We start from the raw sequence: 14540 nt of genomic DNA, 5'->3' as shown, positions 1-14540 counted from the left end.
GGTGAACGGCCACGGATGTCGGGCCATTGACGTCCGTCACACGTGCGTGATCTGATCGCCCCTCTGAAGAATCTTTCACATTTCGATGTCTGGGGAGGTCGGGCATGTCCGTGTTCCGTCGTTCCGTGCTCGCGGCGGCGCTGGCGCTCGCCGCGGTGGCGTTACCCGCCGCCGCGGCGCCCGCCCGGCCCGCAGCCGCCGCACTGCCCACCGCCGCGGTGGCGCTGGGAGACAGCTTCATCAGCGGTGAGGGCGCCGGGGCGTACGCGCCGGTCGTGGACGTCAACGGGGTGGCCCAGGGCTTCCCAGGCTGGTCCGCCGCCAACGCCAACGCCTACTTCTGCCACCGCTCCCCGAACGCCTCGCTGTTCCAGGCCGACCTGCCCGGCATCTCCGCGCGGTTCAACCTGGCCTGCTCGGGCGGCCAGCCGTACGACATCGCCGGCGCCTCGGCCACCCGGGCCAAGGGACGGCAGGTGGCCGCCCAGCTCGACCAGCTCCGGTCGGTGGCGCGGACCCACGACATCGACCTGGTGCTCGTCGGCCTCGGCTCGAACAACAGCTCGTTCACCTTCGGCAGCGTGGCGGAGAAGTGCGCCAACCGATTCATCGCCGACGCGTGGACCGGCTGGTGGGAGTTCTGGGCGTACCTGGGCGGGCCGGTGGAGCAGAAGCCGTGCACGGACGCCGACCTGGGCACGGCCGCCCAGTTCGCCGCCGCCACCGCGGAGACCACCACGGCGCTGCGGCAACTGCTCACCACGCTGGACCAGATCGACGCCGACGGGCAGCACCGGGTGGTGTTCCAGGACTACACGAACCCGCTGCCGTTCGAGCTGGACCAGACCTACTGGACCGAGGACAGCCGCGACGACACCCGGGACAAGTTCCGCGCGCTCGGCGCCGAGCGGTACGCGGCCGGCTGCCCGATCCACCGGGCCAGCCTGGCGCCCGGGCACCGCTTCTCGCAGGGACTCGGCACGCTCGTCGGCTCGGTACGCGGCACGCTCGCCGGTGAGTTCCCGCAGGACGACCTGGTCTACCTGAACGTGCAGCGCGCGTTCGACGGCGCCCGGCTCTGCGAGTCGACCGGTAGCCCGGGCAACGCCCTGGCCACGCCGATCCGGCTGATGGACGGCCCGAGCGGCACGTTCGTCACCAGCCTCTCCGGATACGACAAGCTCGACATCCAGCGCATCGCCAACGCCTGCGGCACGTACTTCCAGACCTGCCAGGAGTCGTGGCACCCGAACGCCGCCGGGCACAAGGTGCTCGGCCGGTGCCTGGCCGGGGCGGCGGCGACCGGCGCCCGTACCGTCTCCTGCGTCCGCGCCCCGGACGGCACGGTGAGCGTGAGCTGACAGCGACGGCCGGCGCCCCCGCACCCCGGGGGCGCCGGGCCGGGCCCGGCCGGAACGCGCGTCAGGCCCGGTCCGGCGTCAGGCCCGGATCGCGGTGCCGAGCACGTGCGGCGAGGCCGGCGCCGGCAGCCCGGTCGGCGGGAAGCGGAACCGGTCCAGTTCGGTCACCGTGAACCCGGCGGCCCGGATCGCGGCCACCGTGTCCCGGGCGGTGTGGCATCCGGCGCAGAACAGCGGCCAGAGCGTGGCGTCGGCCAGGCGCTGGGCCCGGCGCAGGCCGGGTGTCTGCGCCACCACGTGTTCGTAGAAGCGCAGTTCGCCGCCGGGCCGCAGCACCCGCCGCGCCTCGCGCAGCGCGACCGCCTGGTCCGGCACCGAGCAGAGGACGAGCGACAGCACCACCGCGTCGGCGGCGCCGTCGGCGACCGGCAGCGCCTCGGCCAGCCCGGCGGCGACGGTGACGGGCACCGGGGCGCCCGGCGCGGCGGCGCGGGCCAGCGCGCGCAGGCGGCGTTCCGGCTCGACCGCGAGCACGCGGCTGACCTGCGGCGGGTAGTGCGCGAGGTTGCGCCCGTTCCCGGCGCCGACCTCGACCACCAGGCCGTTCAGCCCGGCGACGAGGCGGGCGCGGTGCCCGGCCACGCCGGCCTGGTCCAGGGCGACGCTGGCACGGGCGAAGATCCGGGAGAAGATCGGATGGGAGACCGCCATCAGCGGCCGGCCGGTGGCGCGCCGAGGCTGAGCAGGAGCGGGCCGGCGGATCCGTCGACCAGGTCGCCGAGGCGTACCCCGTCGAGCACGGCGAGGAAGGCGGCCTGCGCGCGGCGCAGCTCACCGCGCAGCCGGCACTCCGCGACCAGCGGGCAGACCGGCTGCACGCAGTCGACCACCTCGCCGTCGCCCTCGAAGGCGCGGACCACCCGGCCGACGGTGAGATCCCCGGCGTGCTCGGCGAAGGCCACGCCGCCGGAGCGGCCCCTGATGGTCACCAGGACGCCGATGCGTTGCAGCCGCTGCACCACCTTGGCGACGTGGCTGCGGGGCAGTTCGAGCCGGGTGGCGAGTTCGTCGACGGTGGCCCGGACCGGGGACGCGGCGGTCAGCATGGCGATCCGCAACGCCATGTCGGTCGACCGGTTGAGCCTCACGCACCGACCCTAGCCACTCGGCGCCGTCCAGGACACCAGCAGATCCACGGTGACCCATGCCACCACGGCACCGGGACCTTCGGCCCTAAAAGAGGAATCTAATAATCCTGTTTCGTGGGGATCGACCTGTTCGAGCCCGGAAGGAGATTCGGTCGTGCTCTCGGAATCCTCAGCGGCGGTCGTGACCGCCACCCTGCCCGCCGTGCGGGCGCACGGCGAGGCCATCACCGGCCGCTTCTACCAGCGGATGTTCGACGCCCACCCGGACCTGCTGGACCTGTTCAACCGGGGCAACCAGGCCACCGGCGCGCAGAAGGCCGCGCTCGCCTCGGCGGTGGTCGCGTACGCGGCGCACCTGACCGGCGACACCGGCATGCCGTGGGGGCCGGTCCTGGACCGGATCGCGCACAAGCACGCCTCCCTCGGCATCACCGCCACCCAGTACCCGATCGTCGGCCGCCACCTGCTCGCCGCGGTCGGCGAGGTGCTCGGCGACGCGGTCACCCCGGCGGTGGCCGCCGCCTGGGACGAGGTCTACTGGCTGCTGGCCTGCGAGCTGATCGCCCGCGAGGCGCGGCTCTACGCCGGCGCCGGCGTACCCGAGGGCGGTCCGGTGTGGCAGGACTGGCGGGTGACCGGCCGGACCCGGGAGAGCACCGACGTCGTCTCGCTCACCCTCGCGCCGGCCGGCGGCGGCGCCGCGCCCGGCTTCACCCCCGGCCGGTACGTCTCGGTCGCCGTCGACCTGGACGGCGGCCGGGGGCAGCAGATCCGCCAGTACAGCCTCTCCGGCCGCCCCGGCGCCGAGGAGTGGCGGATCACCGTGAAGCGGGTACGCGGCGAGGGCGGCGCGCCCGACGGCATGGTCTCCGGTCACCTGCACGACCGGGTGACCGTCGGCGACACGCTGCGACTGAGCCCGGCGTTCGGCGAGGTCGACGCCACCGGCGGCGACGGGCCGCTGCTGCTGGTCAGCGCCGGCATCGGGCTCACCCCGGCGATGGCGGCGCTGGCCCACCTGGCCGACCGGGATCCCGGGCGCCGGGTGACGCTGGCGCACGCCGACCGCGCCGCCGAGGCGCACGCGCTGCGCGCGGAACTCCCCGCGCTCCAGCAGCGGCTGCCGAACCTGGCCGTCCACCTCTGGTACCTCGACGCCGCCGGGGCCGACCTGCCCGGCCTGAAGGCGGAGGTGTCCGCCGGGCTGATCGACCCGGACCGGCTCCCGCTGCCCGCCGGTGTGGACGCGCACCTGTGCGGCCCGGTCGCGTTCATGAACCTGGTCCGGGGCAACCTGCTGCGCCGGGGTGTACCGGCCGAGCGGATCGCCTACGAGGTGTTCGGCCCCGGGATGCTGCCGGGCTGACACCCCGCAGCCGAACAGGACTCCGTTGACCCGTTCTCCGGTACCGGGACGCGTCGACGCCCTGGCCGGGCCGGAGCCTCCACAGCGGAGGGGGCGGGCCCGCGGAGAAGTCGACGATCTCCCGGTTAGGGGCGCAAGCCGAGGGTACGGATCCTCCATGCGCATCCCCGGCATCAACGCGATCTTCCGGCCACCACGGCGGCGGTGGGCGCCGACGCCGCGTACCGGCTCGGCGCACGGGCACGCGAGCCGGCGAGGAAGCGGTCCGGTCCGGACCGCTTCCTCGCCGGCTGGGACCGGATCCTGGAGGACGAGAACATGCGCATCGCGATGATCTCCTCGCACGCCAGCCCCCTCGCCGCCCCCGGCGAGGAGGACGCGGGCGGCCAGAACACGCACGTGGCGGAACTCGCGTCCGCGCTCACCGTTGCCGGCCACGACGTCCGCGTCTACACCCGCCGTGACTCCCCCGCGCTGCCCGAGGCGGTCGACGCGCCGGACGGCTACCAGGTGTGCCACGTGCCGGTCGGTCCCGCCCGGCGGGTGCCGGAGGACGACCTGCTGCCGTACACGGGCGAGTTCGGGAGCCGGCTGGCCGACACCTGGCGGCGCGGCGGCTGGACCCCGGACGTGGCGCACGCGCACTTCTGGATGAGCGGGCTGGCCACCGTGCACGCGAGCCGTCGCACCGGCGTGCCGACCGTGTTGACGTACCACTCGCTCGGCACTGTCAAGCGTCGCCACCAGGGCGTACGGGACACCAGTCCACCGGGGCGCGCCGGTTACGAGCGGGCGCTCGGCCGGGCCGTGGACCGGGTCGTGGTGCAGTGCTCCGACGAGGTCGCCGAACTGGTCCGGATGGGCGTACCCCGGTCCCGGATGGCGCTCGTGCCGGCCGGCGTCAACGAGGCGGTGTTCCGCCCGGACGGCCCGGTCGCGCCCCGCGACCCGGCCCGCCCGCGCATCCTCACCGTCGGGCGGATGGTCGAACGCAAGGGCTTCCTGGACGTGGTCCGGGCGCTGCCGGCGGTGCCGGACGCGGAGTGCGTGGTGGTCGGCGGCCCGCCGGCCCACCTGCTGCCCGCCGACACGTTCGCCCGCCGGCTGTCCGCGCTCGCCGACTCGTGCGGCGTGGCCGACCGGGTACGGCTGCTCGGCGGCGTGCCGCGCGAGGAGATGGCCGCCTGGTACCGGTCGGCGGACGTGCTCGTGGCCGCCCCCTGGTACGAGCCGTTCGGGCTCGCCCCGCTGGAGGGCATGGCGTGCGGCGTGCCGGTGATCGGCACGAACGTGGGCGGCATCGCCGACAGCGTGGTGGACGGGCTCACCGGCGACCTGGTGCCGCCGCGTGACCCCCGCGCGCTCGGCACGGCGCTGCGCCGGCTGCTCGGCGACAACGTGCGACGGTTCGCGTACGCCACCGCCGCGCTCGACCGCGTCCGCAGCCGGTACTCCTGGAGGCGCTGCGCGGAGCAGCTCGTCGCCGTCTACGGTGCGCTGACGGACGCGGCCCGGCCCGCACCGGCGGTGGCGTGAGGCGACCCCTTGCTACCCACCGGTAAGGTTCGAGCCGTACCCTGATCCGGGTGAGCGGGGACTACACCCAGGAGTACGTGGACGTCGACGGCGCGCGCATCGGCGTGCAGGTCTACCCGGAGCCGGCCGGTCCGCCCGGCGCGCCGGTGGTGCTGATCTGGCCCGCGATGGGCGTGCGCGCCCGTTACTACCGGCCGTTCGCCACCGCGCTGCGCGACGCCGGGCTCGCGGTGATCGTGGCCGACCTGCGCGGCACCGGCGAGAGCACCCCTGTGCCGTCGCGCGCCTGCCGGTACGGCTACCAGGAGATGGCCGCCGACGTCGGCGCCGTACTCGACGCGCTCAAGCCCCGGCTGGACGGCCGCACCCGGCTGCTGCTCGGGCACTCGCTGGGCGGTCAGGTGGCGGTGCTGCACCAGGCGCTGGACGACGACGACCGGGTGGACGGACTGGCCCTGGTGGCGGTGGGGCTGCCGTGGTGGCGGACGTACCCGGGCCTGCGCGGGTGGGGCGTGCTGCCGTACACCCAGGCCATCGCGGCGACGGCGCGGCTGCTCGGCGTCTGGCCGGGCTGGGGTTTCGGCGGCCGGCAGGCACGCGGCGTGATCCGGGACTGGGCGCACACCGCCCGCACCGGCCGGTTCCCGGCACTGGACGGCGTGGACACGGAGGCCGCCGTACGGCGGATCCGGACGCCGGTGCTCGCGGTCAGCGTCGACGACGACCAGTACACGCCGCACGAGACGCTCGACCACCTCTGCGGGAAGCTGACCGCGGCACCGGTGACGCGGCACCGCTACACGGCCGCCGAGGCGGGCGCGCGGCTGGACCACTTCACCTGGGTACGCGCGTCGGCGCCGCTGGCCGCCCGGATCGCCGCGTTCGCGGACACGCTCCCCCGGCGCTGAGCCACGACGGCGCTGAGCCACGACGGACACGCTCCCCCGCCGGTGAGCCACGCCCGGGAGTGAGTCGCCCGATCGTGGGTATGCCGCACCGCCCGAACACGGCGGAGGGGGATCTGATGTCAGAACGGCACACCACGCTGCGCTCGATGCACGACCTGGGCCTGGCGGCCTGGTTCGGCGGTTCCCTGATGGGGGCGCTGGGCGTGAACGGCGCGGCGGCGCGGATCAACGACACGACCGAGCGGCTGCCGGTGGCTTCGGCCGGGTGGGCGCGGTGGACACCGGTGAACGCGGCGGCGATCGGCGCGCACCTGGCCGGCGCGGTCGGTGAACTGGTCACCGAGAGCCCGCGGATGGCCCGCCAGGCGGGCGTGGGGAAGATGAGCGCGGTGAAGACCGCGCTGACGGTCGGCGCGCTGGCCGTGACCGGCTACAGCCGGCTGGTCGGCATGCGGCTGGAGAAGGCCGGCGGGCCGCCGGTCGAGGGGACCACCGAACCGAACCACCACACCCCGGCGAACGTCGCCGCCAGTCAGCGGCAGATGAAGCTGCTCCAGTGGGCCGTTCCGGCGCTGACCGGCGCGCTCGTCGTGGTGTCGGCGTACATGGGCGAGCAGCAGAAACCGGGCCAGGTGTTCCGGGGCATGCTCGACCGCGCGGGCGGGCTGATGGCCGCGCCGAAGAACATCGGCAAGGTGGCCGCCGTGGGCGCGGCCGGCCGTCACCTGGTCGGGGCGAGCCGCTGACCACCGCGCGGCCGACGACCCACATCGGGGTGGGTCGCCGGCCGCGCGGTGCACCGGGACCGGACCGGCCGCCGTCGGGCGGCGCGGGCACAGCAGGCGAGGTGAGGTGACCATGACCAGCAGGGACCGGCCGGGTACCGGTGACGGGCGCGGGCCGGAGTCGGCCGCGCCGTGGGGCACCACCGACGGCTTCGACGCCGACCCGCCGTGGGGCGCCGGTGACAGCGACCCGATGGACGAGGGCAGCGAGGAGACCGCCGTACCGCCGGGGCGGCGCGGTGAGCGCCGGGCGGCCGGTGCCGGGCCGGGCGGGCCGAAGGCGGGCCGGCACGGGTTCGGATCGGTCGAGCCGACCCGGACGACCGAGGCCGGGCCGGGCGCGCCGCCGGATCCCGCCCCGTCGGGGCGGACGTTCCCGGACGACAGGGCGGACGGCGACCTCGGCGACAACGCGCTGGAGGAGGCGACCGGGATGCGCCCGGAGACGCGTCCCTGAGCCGTCAGGAGCCGGTGCCGTCCTCACCCGGGCCGCCCGGCGCGGACGGCTCGTTGTCCGGCACCGGTGACTCGGCCACCGGGTGCCCGGTGTCGTCGACCAGGCCCGGCGCCATGCTGCCGCCGTGCGCCTCCTCGGCCTCCCGGGTCGCCCGCGGATCCCGCTCGTCGTCGCGCCGCTGCTCCACCGATCCCTTTTCGCTGTCGTCCATGCCCCCGGCGGTACCCGGACAGTGGCGGCGGAAACGTCAGGCGCGCGCGGTGGCGGGGGCGACGCCGAGCAGGTCGGCCAGGCGGGCGGCGTCGCGCTGGGCCTGGTCGCCGCAGCAGTTGTTCATCAGCACGTGCAGTTCGGCGCACTGGTCGGCCAGTTCGTGCAGCAGCGCCGACCAGTGCCGCAGCTCGCGCTCCCCGTAGGCGTAGCGGAACCGTTCCTGCTTGTCGCCGCTCTCCCAGGCCGTGCTGTGCCCGTGGAACCGGATCACGGCCAGGTCGGTGGTGGCGACCAGGACCGGCGGCACCGAGGAGACGTGCCCCTGCGGCATGTCCACACAGGCGTACCCGAGGTCGTGCTCGCGCAGGAACGTCACGGTCTCGGCCATCGCGTCCCCGTCGAACCAGGACGAGTGCCGCAGCTCGACGGTGACCGGCCAGGGACGGCAGCGCCGGGCCGCGTCCAGGATCCGCCGCCGGGCCGCCTCGCCGCGGGCCAGCCACGGCGGGAACTGCAACAGCACGGCGCCGAGCCGGTCGGCCGCCGCGAGCGGCGCCAGCGCCGCGTGGAAACAGTCCCACACCTCGTCGTACGCCCCGGCGGGCAGGTCGCGCCAGCGGATCCGGCTCGGGCCGCCGGCCGGACGAAGGTCCTTGGGCAGCGCGTCGACAGGGGTGTGGTGGCCGGTGAACAGGCGGAACGCCTTGACGTCGAAGGTGAACCCGTCCGGCGTCGCGGCCGCCCAGCCCGCCGTGGTCTCCGGTGCCGGCACGGCGTAGTACGACGTGTCCACCTCGACCAGTCCGAACCGCTCCGCGTACCAGCCGAGCCGGCCGGCGGGCGTGTTGACCCCGCGCGGATACCAGCCGGAGCGGACCAGCATCTGGTCGGCCCAGGACGACGTGCCCACCTTGATGACACCCATGTAGTTCAGTTCACCGCGACCGCCGGACATCGGCAACCGGAGATGCCCTCCGGGCCCTGACCGGCACCGGGTGACCGGCCTCACCGTGGTTCCGCGCCGCCGGAGTGTGACGCCCGGCCGGGTCGCGGCGCTGAGGGTCACGAGATGGACGCATCCGGCCTAAACCAGGAAACCGTCGAGCGGCTGCTCGCCGGCAGCTCCGGCGACGCGCCGTCCGCTCCGCCGGCCCTGCTCGCCGTGCTGGCCGCGGTCCGGGCCGCACCCGGCGCGGGCGAACTCGGCGGCGAGGCGGCAGCGGTCGCCGCGTACCGGTCGGCCCGGCGGATGCGCCGTCGCCGCCGTGTCCGCTTCGGTGTCCGGGTGGCGGTGGCCGGGCTCGCCGCGTCCCTCACCGGTGGTGTCGCGCTCGCCGCGACCGGGAACCTGCCGCGCGCCGCACGACCGGCGCCGCCGCCGGCCGGCACCGCGCCGCCCGCGCCGGAGACCCGACCGGCCCGGCCGACCGGCGCGCCGGGCCCCGGGACACCACAGCCGTCCGCGCCGCCGGGGCTGTGCGTCGCGTACCGGGCGCTCGCCGAGCCGGACCGGGGACGCGCCCTCGCCACACCCGCCTTCAGCGACCTCGTCACCGCCGCCGGGGGCCACGACCGGGTGCCCGACTACTGCGCCGGGCTGCTGGGCGACGACGAACCGCCGGGCCGGGCCGGCGGCGGGCGAGGCGGCGGCCGGACCGCGCACCCGGTCCACCCGTCCGGCGGACCGCCGGGCGTGGGCGTCCCCGCGCCGGGGCACGCCGGGCCTCCGTCGGGCACCCCGCCCGGGCGGCGGGCCGGTTGACGACCGGCTGGTAACTTGCCCGCGTGACCCCCCGGCGTCGCCGATCGGCGATCCTCCTCCGCGTGGCAGTGGTGCTCGCCGTGCTGGCCGGCATCGTCCTCACCGCGCTCGGCCCGGCCACGGTGACCGGCCTGCTGCCGTACTTCACCATCCAGAGCAACGTGGCGGTCGGCGTCCTCGCCGGGTACGCCGCCTGGTGCGCGCTGCGCGACCGGCCCGAGCCGCCGAGTGCCCTCAAGGGAGCGGTGACCCTCTACATCACCATCACCGGCACCGTCTACCACCTGGTGCTGGCCAACCCGGCCAGCCCGTTCGCGATGGCCCAGCCGGACCGGCAACCGGGTGAGTGGTGGGGCAACCAGTTCCTGCACACCGTGGTGCCGCTGCTGGCGGTCGCCGACTGGGCGCTGTTCGACAGGCGCGGCCGGCTGCGCCCCCGGTACGCCGCCTGGTGGCTGGTGTTCCCGCTCGGATACCTCGGGTTCGCGCTGGTACGCGGCCTGATCGTGGACAGGTACCCGTACCCGTTCATCGACGCGGGCGAGCTCGGCTACGACGGGGTGGCGGTCAGCGCGGTCGGGTTCGCCACGGTGTTCTGGCTGCTGGGCCTGCTGTTCGTGGGCGTGGACCGGCTGCTCGCCCGGGCCGGGCGCACCGGTCCGGCCAAGCCCGGCGCGGTGGAGCCGCCGGCCGCGGCCGGACCGGCGGAACCGCCGGTGGTCCAGCGGGAGACCACCGGCTCGGCGTGAGCGGCACGGCGGCTCAGGCGGCGCGCCGCGCCGGCTCGCCCGCGCGTAGCCGGCGGCCCGCGCCGCGTTCCCGGCCGTACGAGTCGGCCCGCCCCCACCGGCCCGGCACGTCGAGCAGCTCGATCCGCCCGAAGCCGACCGGAACGGCCGGGTTCACCAGCAGGTTCTCCCCGCACGGACGCAGCCCCAGCATGGTCGACAACAGCATCAGCAACCCGCCCGACGCCCACGACTGCGGTCGTCCGGCCTCCGGCAACTGGACCGGGTACTTGGTCAGCGCGCGGGGGTAGCCGGCGATCGTCTCCGGGACCGATCCGCCGAGCGTCTCCGCCATCGCGAACACGCCGGTGGCGATGTCGGCCGCCGCCTCGTCGTAGCCGTACCGCCGCAGCCCCGCCGCGACGATCGCGTTGTCCCAGGGCCACACCGCACCGAGGTGCGCGCCGACCGGGTTGTACGGCCGCTGCCCCTGCGCGTAGGTGCGCACGCCCCAGCCGGAGAACAGGTCCGGGCCGCACAGGTGCCCGGCCAGGGCGTCGGCCCGTTCCGGCGCCACGATGCCGCTCCAGAGCAGGTGCCCCAGGTGCGAGGTGAGCGCGTCGACCGGCTCGCCGTCCGGGGTGAGTGCCAGCGCGTAGTAGCCGCGCTGCGGGAGCCAGAAGTCGCTATCGAACCGCTCCCGCAGCCGCGCCGCGTCGGCCTCCAGGCGTTCGGCGTAGGCCGGGTCGCCCCAGAACTCCCGGGCCAGGCGGGCGCCCCGGATCCGCGCGTCGTACGCGTACCCCTGAAGCTCGCAGGTGGCGCGCGGGTACGGCGGCTCCACGCCGTGCCGGTCGACGATCGCCGCCGGCGAGTTGCGCCAGGTCTGGTTGGCGACCCCGCTGTCGGTGTTGCGCGGCTGGTAGCGCAGGTAGCCGTCGCCGCAATGGTCGCCGTAGCGGGTCAGCCAGTCCAGCGCCATCCGGGCCGGGTGCCGCAGTTCGTGGACCAGGTCGGTGTCGCCGGTCCAGCGCTCGTACTCGTCGAGCAGGATCACGAACAGCGGGGTGGTGTCGGCGGCGCCGTAGTAGAGCGCGGGGGGCTGCTCGTCGAACGCGGCCGCCTCGCCGTACCGCAGCTCGGCGACGATCTTGCCGGGTTCCTCCTCGCGCCGGTCGTCGAGCCGGCCACCCTGCGCCATCGCCAGCATGTGCAGCGTGCCCGGGGTCAGCTCGGGCGTGAACGGCAGCGTCTGGAGGCAGGTGACCAGCGCGTCCCGCCCGTACAGCGCCATCGCCCAGGGCATCCCGCCGACCGGCACCCGCTCGGTGTAGGCCAGCGGCATGTAGCGCAGCGCGGCCAGGTCGGTCAGGGCCTGCCGGTACACGGCGGCCAGCCCGGGCCGGTCGGCGACCAGTTGCGGCGCCCGGTCGTGCCACCGTTCGAGGTCGTCGCGCATGTCCTGACGGACGTGCTGCCGGTGCGACTCGATGCCGGCCCGCAGGTCCCGCCCGCCGGCGCCCTGGATGACCATCGCGACGTGCAGGTCGACCCGCCACTCGCCCTGCGGCTCGACGCGGATCCGGAAGGTCATCCCGCGCGTGTCCACCTCGGCCGGGACGGTGCTGGAGACGCACGTCTCCCGGATGAACCGTTCACGTTCGTACCGGATCCGCAGCCGCCGCTGCTCCGGTTCGGGGATGACGGTCGGGCGGCGCGGGCCGGGCCGCAGGATCTCGGAGGTGTCGGCGAAGTCGCCGGCCATCTCCATCCGCACCGTGTACTCGGCGGGCTCGGCCGAGTGGTTCAGCACCGTGAGGCTCTCGTGGTACGCCTCGTCGATCGAGCGGTGCCGGATCACCGAGACGTCGGCGTCCACGTAGTGGCTGGCCGCGCCCGGCACCAGCACGAAACGGGTCTCGAAGTAGGTCAGGTCGTCGCGGGACAGCGCGTGCAGCCGCTCGCCGTCGATCGTGAGCACCCAGTGGGACAGGAACCGGGTGTCGAACGAGAACAGGCCGATCGGCGCGGACGGGTCGCGTTCCATGTCCCCCTGCGCGTCGCTCACGGCGAACGCGTTGCCGGCGAGGACATGGACCAGCTCCTGCCTCATCGGGCCGCCATCCGGGCACCGGCCACGTCCCGGGGATCCCGGGCGTCCGGCGGGCCGGGGAAGAGCCGGCGCAGCGTCATCAGCAGCTTGAGTTCGCCCTGCACGGCGAGGTCGTTGCGCAGCAGCGCGGCGGCCGGGTGCAGGCGTCCCGCCGCGATCCGGTCGAACACCTCCCGGTTCGCGCCGACCACCAGGTCGGCCTCCTCGGCCGAGCGGTCCACCCGCACGTCCTGCCGGTCGATGGTCAGGTACCAGTGCTCGGTGCGGCCGCCGTCGCGCAGGTCCAGGCGGATGGTGCCGGAGGTGGTCTCGGGCAGCTCCGGGTGCCGGCCGGCGGTTCCCCGGGTCAGGTGTTCCACGGCCGAGACGCTCATCGGGCCCTCCTCGTCGGTGGTCGCGGCCGGCGCCGCTCGTCCCGCAGCGTCCCCGCATCGCGGGTGAGGCGAACTCACCCGGACCGGGTGAGGCGCGGCGGGTAGCCCTGCGGCCATGCCGACCGGGGACGCCACCGCTGTTCCACCTGCTCGACGGCCCGACATGTCGACGGACACGATCGCCGCGCTGCGCCGGGCCGCTGCGGCGCTCAGCGCAGGATGAGCCCGCGCACGTACGCGGCCTGACCGACGTGCTGGAGGTCGTCGTCGAGCACGCTCACCAGCCGCACCCCGAGCGTCACCGGCGGATCCCAGTTCTCGTCGACGACCCGATCCAGGTCGGCCGGGCTCAGCCCGCGCAGGTACGCGAGGCTCCGGTCCACCACCGCCCGGTGGTAGTCCAGCAGCACGCCGCCGTTCTCGGGGCGTACCGCGGCGATCTGCTCCGGGCCGTGCCCGAAGCCGGTGTCGGCGGGGTCCGGCGGGAGGCCGCAGCGTGGCGCCCAGTCGCCGGTGGCCCACAGCTGCGGCACCCCCATCACGTCGGCCACGTGGTCGTCCTGGATCCGGGTCAGGTGCCAGACCAGCCAGCCGACCGGGTTCGCCCCGTCGGCCGGCGCCCGCCGCAGCTGGGCCTCGTCGAGCCCGTCGAGCGCCCCGGCGACCAGATCGGGCAACCGGCCGTACGCCTCGGTCAGCACGTCCGTCACGTCCACGTGTCCCTCACTCCCCTGCCGTCGCTGCCGTCTCCCCGGGCAGTACCGCCCAGCGTGCCCGGCAAACCTCGGCGCGGGCCCCGCCTCTAGGGTGATCGCGTGGTCGCGGCGCTGGAGCTGTATCTGGACACCGACGCCACCCGGCGGATCCGGGTGCTGTGGGATCTGCTGGAGTCCGACGGGGTGCCGAGCATGCGGTCCCTGCTGGCGCAGCGGCACCGCCCGCACCTCTCGCTGGCGGTCGCGCCCCGCCTGGACCCGCACCGCGTCGCCGAGGCGCTCGCCGGAACCGTGGTGGCCGCGCCGCTGCGGCTGGAGTTCCAGCACGCCGGGCAGTTCGTCGGGCGGGTGCTCTGGCTCGGGCCGGCGCCGACACCCGAGCTGCTGGCGCACCACGCGACGGTGCACGAGCGGCTGGCGCGGGCCGGCGTCGAGGTGGTGGAGCACTACCGCCCGGGCCGCTGGGTGCCGCACTGCACGCTGTCGATGCGGGTGCCGAACCCGCTGATGGGCGCGGCGGTGCGCCGCTGCCTGGAGGTGCTTCCGCTGACCGCGACGGTGGTCGGCGCGGCGGTGGCCGACCACGCCCGCGACATCTCCCACCCTCTGTCCTGACGCCCTCCCTGCCAAGATCCACGCCACCTCGGGGAGGTGGCTGCATCAGACCTCTCCGACAGCCCCACGGCCCATCCACAGCCGTGATCCCAGCCAGCTCCCCGACGTGGTGGTATCCCGCTCCATGATCAACATCAGCTCGGGGAAATGGTGACATCGGACCGTCTCGGATGCAGCCACCTCCCCGAGCTGGTGTCGATCATGAGCGGCGGTCAGCCGGTCACGTCAGGGGAAGGCGGGGTCGGTTCCGGTCAGATCGAGGAGGAACGTCGGGTCGTCCGGCTGGGGGCATCTGTCGCCCCGATGACCGAGCCGCTCGTAGAACGGCGCCGCCCGCTCGTGGTGGGCCTGCCACTCCAGGAGCCGCGCCCGCCTGGCGGCCCACCGGCGGACCGCGTCGAACAACGACCTGCCCACCCCGTCGCGGCGCGTCACCGGAGCGCGGGTGCGGGCCGTGG

At 75.2% G+C, this 14540-nt stretch carries 17 protein-coding genes; 9 read left to right on the top strand and 8 right to left on the bottom strand.

The features are described from left to right. The first annotated feature begins 104 nt into the window (after positions 1 to 104). Positions 105 to 1361, top strand: a complete 1257-nt coding sequence (locus NMK34_RS11005; protein ID WP_318333296.1) for a hypothetical protein — start codon at positions 105 to 107, stop codon at positions 1359 to 1361. Positions 1362 to 1439: 78 nt separating this feature from the next. Here the strand turns inward: NMK34_RS11005 and NMK34_RS11000 are convergent, their stop codons facing one another. Further along, complete coding sequence (locus NMK34_RS11000) at positions 1440 to 2072, bottom strand: class I SAM-dependent methyltransferase (RefSeq protein ID WP_318333295.1); 633 nt, start codon at positions 2070 to 2072, stop codon at positions 1440 to 1442. Continuing rightward, complete coding sequence (locus NMK34_RS10995) at positions 2072 to 2509, bottom strand: Rrf2 family transcriptional regulator (RefSeq protein ID WP_318333294.1); 438 nt, start codon at positions 2507 to 2509, stop codon at positions 2072 to 2074. Before NMK34_RS10995 ends, NMK34_RS11000 begins: the two co-directional genes overlap by 1 nt. Positions 2510 to 2663: 154 nt before the next feature. Here NMK34_RS10995 and NMK34_RS10990 point away from each other — a divergent pair, with 154 nt between their 5' ends. The 5 genes from NMK34_RS10990 (at position 2664) to NMK34_RS10970 (ending at position 7561) form a co-directional block, all read left to right on the top strand. Next, entirely contained in the window at positions 2664 to 3875 is a 1212-nt protein-coding gene (locus NMK34_RS10990; RefSeq protein ID WP_318333293.1) for a globin domain-containing protein, read from the top strand. A gap of 318 nt (positions 3876 to 4193) precedes the next feature. Further along, positions 4194 to 5411, top strand: a complete 1218-nt coding sequence (locus NMK34_RS10985; RefSeq protein ID WP_318336319.1) for a glycosyltransferase — start codon at positions 4194 to 4196, stop codon at positions 5409 to 5411. 50 nt (positions 5412 to 5461) lie between these two features. Continuing rightward, the gene (locus NMK34_RS10980) at positions 5462 to 6319 is read left to right on the top strand and encodes an alpha/beta fold hydrolase (protein WP_318333292.1); all 858 of its coding nucleotides are present in this window, start codon (positions 5462 to 5464) and stop codon (positions 6317 to 6319) included. Positions 6320 to 6435: 116 nt separating this feature from the next. Then, on the top strand, positions 6436 to 7065 hold the full coding sequence (locus NMK34_RS10975; RefSeq protein ID WP_194800869.1) for a hypothetical protein: 630 nt from the start codon (positions 6436 to 6438) through the stop codon (positions 7063 to 7065). A gap of 112 nt (positions 7066 to 7177) precedes the next feature. Beyond that, positions 7178 to 7561, top strand: a complete 384-nt coding sequence (locus NMK34_RS10970; RefSeq protein ID WP_318333291.1) for a hypothetical protein — start codon at positions 7178 to 7180, stop codon at positions 7559 to 7561. 4 nt (positions 7562 to 7565) lie between these two features. Here NMK34_RS10970 and NMK34_RS10965 read toward each other — a convergent pair whose 3' ends face one another. Next, positions 7566 to 7772 carry a GTPase activator gene (locus NMK34_RS10965; RefSeq protein WP_318333290.1) on the bottom strand — a complete coding sequence of 69 codons (207 nt, stop codon included), beginning with the start codon at positions 7770 to 7772 and terminating at the stop codon, positions 7566 to 7568. A gap of 36 nt (positions 7773 to 7808) precedes the next feature. Beyond that, a complete protein-coding gene (locus tag NMK34_RS10960; protein WP_318333289.1) occupies positions 7809 to 8699 on the bottom strand; it encodes a DUF72 domain-containing protein in 891 nt (296 codons plus the stop codon). Positions 8700 to 8843: 144 nt separating this feature from the next. On the opposite strand from NMK34_RS10960, the gene NMK34_RS10955 reads away from it, so the two are divergent. Together NMK34_RS10955 and NMK34_RS10950 are read left to right on the top strand one after the other, a co-directional pair. Next, entirely contained in the window at positions 8844 to 9536 is a 693-nt protein-coding gene (locus NMK34_RS10955; RefSeq protein WP_318333288.1) for a hypothetical protein, read from the top strand. Between the two features lie 62 nt (positions 9537 to 9598). After that, a complete protein-coding gene (locus tag NMK34_RS10950; RefSeq protein WP_318333287.1) occupies positions 9599 to 10285 on the top strand; it encodes a Pr6Pr family membrane protein in 687 nt (228 codons plus the stop codon). 13 nt (positions 10286 to 10298) lie between these two features. Here NMK34_RS10950 and NMK34_RS10945 read toward each other — a convergent pair whose 3' ends face one another. From NMK34_RS10945 to NMK34_RS10935, 3 genes are all read right to left on the bottom strand, one after another. After that, positions 10299 to 12377 (bottom strand): glycogen debranching N-terminal domain-containing protein, encoded by a 2079-nt coding sequence (locus tag NMK34_RS10945; RefSeq protein WP_318333286.1) that lies wholly within the window; start codon positions 12375 to 12377, stop codon positions 10299 to 10301. After that, positions 12374 to 12751 (bottom strand): SCP2 sterol-binding domain-containing protein, encoded by a 378-nt coding sequence (locus tag NMK34_RS10940; RefSeq protein ID WP_318333285.1) that lies wholly within the window; start codon positions 12749 to 12751, stop codon positions 12374 to 12376. The genes NMK34_RS10945 and NMK34_RS10940 overlap by 4 nt, the downstream gene beginning before the upstream one ends. A gap of 209 nt (positions 12752 to 12960) precedes the next feature. Continuing rightward, positions 12961 to 13467: a mycothiol transferase gene (locus tag NMK34_RS10935; RefSeq protein ID WP_318333284.1), complete on the bottom strand. Its 507-nt coding sequence runs from the start codon at positions 13465 to 13467 to the stop codon at positions 12961 to 12963. A gap of 99 nt (positions 13468 to 13566) precedes the next feature. Here NMK34_RS10935 and NMK34_RS10930 point away from each other — a divergent pair, with 99 nt between their 5' ends. Continuing rightward, a complete protein-coding gene (locus NMK34_RS10930) occupies positions 13567 to 14082 on the top strand; it encodes a 2'-5' RNA ligase family protein (protein ID WP_318333283.1) in 516 nt (171 codons plus the stop codon). A gap of 225 nt (positions 14083 to 14307) precedes the next feature. On the opposite strand, the gene NMK34_RS10925 is transcribed toward NMK34_RS10930, so the two are convergent. Next, positions 14308 to 14517, bottom strand: a complete 210-nt coding sequence (locus tag NMK34_RS10925; protein WP_318333282.1) for a GNAT family N-acetyltransferase — start codon at positions 14515 to 14517, stop codon at positions 14308 to 14310. Positions 14518 to 14540 lie beyond the last annotated feature (23 nt).

The organism is Micromonospora sp. BRA006-A, assembly GCF_033433935.1.
Classification (GTDB): domain Bacteria; phylum Actinomycetota; class Actinomycetes; order Mycobacteriales; family Micromonosporaceae; genus Micromonospora; species Micromonospora aurantiaca.
This window is presented reverse-complemented; position numbering and strand designations above follow the sequence as displayed.

Excerpts from the sequence above, each read along its gene's own strand:
- NMK34_RS11005 (WP_318333296.1), top strand. The coding sequence starts at position 105 with ATGTCCGTGTTCCGTCGTTCCGTGCTCGCGGCGGCGCTGGCGCTCGCC.
- NMK34_RS11000 (WP_318333295.1), bottom strand. The coding sequence starts at position 2,072 with ATGGCGGTCTCCCATCCGATCTTCTCCCGGATCTTCGCCCGTGCCAGC.
- NMK34_RS10985 (WP_318336319.1), top strand. The coding sequence starts at position 4,194 with ATGCGCATCGCGATGATCTCCTCGCACGCCAGCCCCCTCGCCGCCCCC.
- NMK34_RS10975 (WP_194800869.1), top strand. The coding sequence starts at position 6,436 with ATGTCAGAACGGCACACCACGCTGCGCTCGATGCACGACCTGGGCCTG.
- NMK34_RS10970 (WP_318333291.1), top strand. The coding sequence starts at position 7,178 with ATGACCAGCAGGGACCGGCCGGGTACCGGTGACGGGCGCGGGCCGGAG.
- NMK34_RS10965 (WP_318333290.1), bottom strand. The coding sequence starts at position 7,772 with ATGGACGACAGCGAAAAGGGATCGGTGGAGCAGCGGCGCGACGACGAG.
- NMK34_RS10960 (WP_318333289.1), bottom strand. The coding sequence starts at position 8,699 with ATGGGTGTCATCAAGGTGGGCACGTCGTCCTGGGCCGACCAGATGCTG.
- NMK34_RS10955 (WP_318333288.1), top strand. The coding sequence starts at position 8,844 with ATGGACGCATCCGGCCTAAACCAGGAAACCGTCGAGCGGCTGCTCGCC.
- NMK34_RS10945 (WP_318333286.1), bottom strand. The coding sequence starts at position 12,377 with ATGAGGCAGGAGCTGGTCCATGTCCTCGCCGGCAACGCGTTCGCCGTG.
- NMK34_RS10940 (WP_318333285.1), bottom strand. The coding sequence starts at position 12,751 with ATGAGCGTCTCGGCCGTGGAACACCTGACCCGGGGAACCGCCGGCCGG.